Source organism: Alicyclobacillus acidiphilus NBRC 100859 (assembly GCF_001544355.1).
Taxonomy (GTDB): Bacteria; Bacillota; Bacilli; order Alicyclobacillales; family Alicyclobacillaceae; genus Alicyclobacillus; species Alicyclobacillus acidiphilus.
On sequence record NZ_BCQI01000116.1, the window covers coordinates 1 to 4,130 of the forward strand.

Sequence of the window (4,130 nt, forward strand, 5' to 3'; positions counted from 1 at the left end):
AGCTCGGTCCCATGAAGGGTATTAAGTTACCGGTGATAGACATCGATCTGCCTTTATACAATCAGGATTATGACGATGAAAACCGTGTTCCTTCCTATTTCGGAGCTCAATCGAAGAAAATCTCATCCCCAGTGGAACTGACGTTGTTCTCAGAATGCGAGATCTGCTCAATCTCTTGAATTAGGATCCAACCAATTTTCGTCTCTCGGTTTATCGACAGTCGTGAATGGCACCTAAGTGTGTCGAATCGGCCGCTTTGCGACAAATCAGACGCCAGCGCCTGCGGAAGCGGCTGAAACCACCATATTCCAGAAGGAGCAGACAAGTGGATGAAAACAGCCTATATGCTCTTAATCACTAGGGCCAACTATTACCTGGCCAGTTCGACTTCGTGCAACGGTATTTTTGTCCCTTACGACGCCGGACCAACACCTCACTCGGCCAGCTCGGCCTCCCGTAACGGTACTTTTGTGCCTTACAATTGATAGTTTGGCTGACAGCACACCTGCGCCAGCGGCCCCGTTTCGTCGGAGTAAGATCTTTTTCATGCCTTCAAGGTCCTCGTCCTGCAAGACTGTGTCATCCCGCAAACGTTTCGTCTGGAAGATGTGCTGAATTGGTGTCAAAATCCGTGTTGAGGATCGTTTACAAAGTCAATTGAGCCACACTGCGGACACACAAATACGTGTACGGCAACGTTGCGCTCCAACGCTGTGTTGAGAAACTCTTCATCCCGTCCTCCCAGCAACAGATCCGTAACGAGTCCAACCCCGCGACTCAGACCTCCCGTACGAATAGCATGGGCACCATGATATTGCATCGCTATCTGACAGCGGGCGCAATGGTGATTGTCATCGTACTGTCCATCTTGACTAATCCCTTCGGCTGCTCGGCGAAGCGAATCGAAAAAACCCACCTCAAAATCCCCCTTAAAATGTGATACTGTTAGTTATTTCTCATTCAAGAATACACTACGCAACGCGGTATGGTTATGCCCTTTGCCCGCGATTTGTGCCTTGCTCACGCTTTTCGTCCACGGCCAACCGAATTCCATCTTCGCGAGGCAACGCAAAGAGGCACTCGAGTGAATTCTCGGTGCCCCTTTTGCGCTGCTCATTGCAGGCGCGTCTATAGATTCGCTCCGGCGGTTGCTTTCAAGTCCATGTCGTTGATCGCGCCGTCAAGCATTTCGAAGTTGTCAAAGTTGATATTCACATTTAACGGAAACCAATTGAATGCGCCATATGTGCCGCCGTGGCCTTGACAGAGTTTCATATTGGCATCCCATCCGGCGAAGTTGTATTCGCCGAAAAATGATCCCGCGTTCTGTTGAGGCGTATTGGTGTTGAACGCACCGACCAAGATGACGGAAGGCATCGATCCGGTTCACCCCTTACACGTTGCTGACTAGGCCCGTCTTTACATCGGAATCGTTCATAGCGCCGTCGATCGCTTCAAAATTGTCGAACACAACATTCAACTGCATTGGAAATGCGTTAAAATAACCGAACAATCCTCCATGACCTTGGGCTGATTTCATGTTCGCGTCCCATCCACCCATGTTGCCTTCGCCGACAAAAATGCCCGCGTTTTGCTGAGGGGTGTTTTGATTAATGACTCCGAATATGATGAGTGACGGCAAAAGACATCCCCCCATCTTGGCGACACCGTTCTATAGGTTATTCCCGGCATCTTGGCAAATTGCCTGTCCTGAACGCATTACATATTCCCTGCGATCATCGATTTGAAATCTTGATCGTTGATGACGCCATCCATCATCTCGAAATTGTCGTAGGTGATCGACAATTGGTTTATGACGACATTGTATAAACCATACAGCGCGCCATGACCTTGGTTCTGCTTTTGGTTGGCATCCCAACCGCCGCAGTTGATTTCTCCGATGAAGACGCCTCCGTTTTGCTGAGGACTGTTGGAGTTGATGGCACCAAAACAAATGAACGACGGCATGCCTTCCCTCCCCTGCTCAACGGGACAACACTTTGAAGTCTTGATCCTGAATTGGGGTATCGATGACGTCGGAATCGAACAACAAATTCAGATTCTGCATCTCGACGTTGCCATCCCCAAGTGTTGAACCTTGAGCGCTGTTTTGTTTGGTGTGTGAATCCTGTCCTGTGATTTTCACATCCCCAACAAACACCCCGGAATTTTGCGACATCGTCAGGACATTGATGGTCTCGAAGCTGATTTGTGTGGGTGAGGACGCCGATGAAGCCGGAGATGTTTGGAGAATTTTCACGTCGCGATCGTCAATCGGCGTATCCACCAAATCCCGATCGTCAACGATGTTCAAGTTTCTGGAGGCAATATTGTTTGAACCGATGGATCCAAATCCGTTATTGGACTTTGAGTGTCTGCTGATGCCTAAAATTACGTTTTGGTGGCCAAGATAGACGCCTGAGTTATCGGATATACTCCCGACATGGATCACGATAGGAAACTTCTCCCTGCTCGGAATCATAGGTTGTGTCCTCCATACGGTTTTACATCTTGGTCGTTGATCATCCCATCAATCGCTTCAAAATTATCGACAGTCACATTCACCGTGGTTGCCTCCACATTGGAAGATCCATAAACGGCAGCGTGAGCACTGTTCGATTTCTGGTTTGCGTCCCACCCTGGAATCCTGATCTCGCCAACAAAGACGCCGCTATTTTGTGAGGATGCATTGACGTTGATCGCGCGAAAGGAAATGAATGATGTCATATTTCACCGACTCTCGTAAGAAATGACCGATTTCTTGATTGTATGCCGGGAATAATCGACTTCATTCGCCCGTATCATGAAACAACCTAAACGAGATGGGTTGCAAAATGGGGGGGATGGAAATGCCTTCCGTGATTATCGGGAGAATGTTGAACGTCGGCGCGCCTGGAGGCAACGCCGGCTGCTTCATTGGTTCTTACAATTTTGCTGGTTGGGACGCCAACGTCAAGCAATCGCACGCATCCGGTGCCGACATGGGCGCGGCAAATATTGTGATTCGACAAACCAATATCACATTCGATCACGCCCAAATGGTGGACGGCGCCATCAACAGCCAAGACGTCACACGACAGAGAAGTGAGAATGCGTGAGGATGTCATGAATCCTTGGCTGGACTCGCCTCGAACAAGACGAGTCCCAGCGTGACAAAGTGCCCATCATATCGCACGCTGGTGAACGGTCAACGATTCCGAGAAGCGGGCACGCAAGGAACTCCACGCGTACTCGTAACGTTCGCAAAATTCGTGGGCAAGACCCACACGTCGTCGATCGGGTGATTTCGTTGCGACTGTATGGGCGCCCAATCCATATCGACAATGACGCCGTCGCGCACAACCATCGTTCCACGACCTCGTTGGGCGTCACTATGGTACCGTGAACCCGTTGCTCTGAACTCTTCATGAGAATTCTCCTTCGTCAACAAAGTGAATGGTGATCGCGACCCCACAGTGATCGCTGGGAAACACTCCATTCGAACCGTCTGGTTGATTCAGGACCACAGCGGACCCTGAACATCGAACGGAACGCGCCGTGCGCCCAATCGGCAGACATTCAAGGATGTAGTCGAGACATACGGCAGACGGCCAATCATCGCCGACGCCTCGGATGGTCGCCCTGTTGCCGGAACCCCCGCCAGCCTCGTAGGCGTCTCGAATGATCCATCGTGATCGATCCGCCAACAACTGCGGCAAATCCTCTAACGGCGTGTTGAAGTCGCCGCAAACAAGACGCGCCGCTGCATCGGGAATTCGCGTGAACTCCTGAAAGACAGCCTCAAGTTACAACCAGCGCACGCGATCCTTGTCAGGCAGGTGCGTGAGATGCACATTGCGAATGGCGATTTCGTGCCTTTCCCGGCGCAGGTGTCCAAACAGGGCAATGCGCTCTTCGACTGAACGATGCTGCCCCCGCCCCAATATCGACCCATTCCCCCAGTTCATTGTCGATTACGCTCGCACTTTCGTGCACGCGCGGCCGAGGACCGGGTGACTGCCGTTCAGTTGAATCCAATACCGTCCGAACTGTATCCGGCATGTTTCATCCATTCCGACCCTCTTTCACGAAAAATCGATTGCGACGCGGCAAAGATCTCCTCTGTATTTCACAGAGGTATATTCTTAGAA

At 50.8% G+C, this 4,130-nt stretch carries 6 protein-coding genes; 1 reads left to right on the top strand and 5 read right to left on the bottom strand.

The annotated features are described in order from the left end of the window. Positions 1 to 1,128: 1,128 nt before the first annotated feature. From AAC01S_RS18120 to AAC01S_RS18140, 5 genes are all read right to left on the bottom strand, one after another. Positions 1,129 to 1,377, bottom strand: coding sequence for a hypothetical protein (locus AAC01S_RS18120; protein WP_067625823.1), 249 nt, complete (start codon positions 1,375 to 1,377; stop codon positions 1,129 to 1,131). A gap of 16 nt (positions 1,378 to 1,393) precedes the next feature. After that, entirely contained in the window at positions 1,394 to 1,642 is a 249-nt protein-coding gene (locus AAC01S_RS18125; RefSeq protein ID WP_067625825.1) for a hypothetical protein, read from the bottom strand. A 77-nt stretch (positions 1,643 to 1,719) separates the two neighbouring features. Then, positions 1,720 to 1,968 (bottom strand): hypothetical protein, encoded by a 249-nt coding sequence (locus tag AAC01S_RS18130; RefSeq protein ID WP_067625828.1) that lies wholly within the window; start codon positions 1,966 to 1,968, stop codon positions 1,720 to 1,722. Positions 1,969 to 1,984: 16 nt separating this feature from the next. Further along, positions 1,985 to 2,482 carry a hypothetical protein gene (locus AAC01S_RS18135; RefSeq protein WP_067625830.1) on the bottom strand — a complete coding sequence of 166 codons (498 nt, stop codon included), beginning with the start codon at positions 2,480 to 2,482 and terminating at the stop codon, positions 1,985 to 1,987. Then, positions 2,479 to 2,727, bottom strand: coding sequence for a hypothetical protein (locus tag AAC01S_RS18140; protein WP_067625833.1), 249 nt, complete (start codon positions 2,725 to 2,727; stop codon positions 2,479 to 2,481). The genes AAC01S_RS18135 and AAC01S_RS18140 overlap by 4 nt, the downstream gene beginning before the upstream one ends. Before the next feature lie 122 nt (positions 2,728 to 2,849). On the opposite strand from AAC01S_RS18140, the gene AAC01S_RS18145 reads away from it, so the two are divergent. After that, positions 2,850 to 3,098: a hypothetical protein gene (locus tag AAC01S_RS18145; RefSeq protein ID WP_067625836.1), complete on the top strand. Its 249-nt coding sequence runs from the start codon at positions 2,850 to 2,852 to the stop codon at positions 3,096 to 3,098. Positions 3,099 to 4,130 lie beyond the last annotated feature (1,032 nt).

Coding starts and splice junctions, on each gene's coding strand:
- AAC01S_RS18120 (WP_067625823.1), bottom strand. CDS start 1,377: ATGCCTTCCGTCATCTTGGTCGGTGCGTTCAACACCAATACGCCTCAA.
- AAC01S_RS18130 (WP_067625828.1), bottom strand. CDS start 1,968: ATGCCGTCGTTCATTTGTTTTGGTGCCATCAACTCCAACAGTCCTCAG.
- AAC01S_RS18135 (WP_067625830.1), bottom strand. CDS start 2,482: ATGATTCCGAGCAGGGAGAAGTTTCCTATCGTGATCCATGTCGGGAGT.
- AAC01S_RS18145 (WP_067625836.1), top strand. CDS start 2,850: ATGCCTTCCGTGATTATCGGGAGAATGTTGAACGTCGGCGCGCCTGGA.
- AAC01S_RS18140 (WP_067625833.1), bottom strand. CDS start 2,727: ATGACATCATTCATTTCCTTTCGCGCGATCAACGTCAATGCATCCTCA.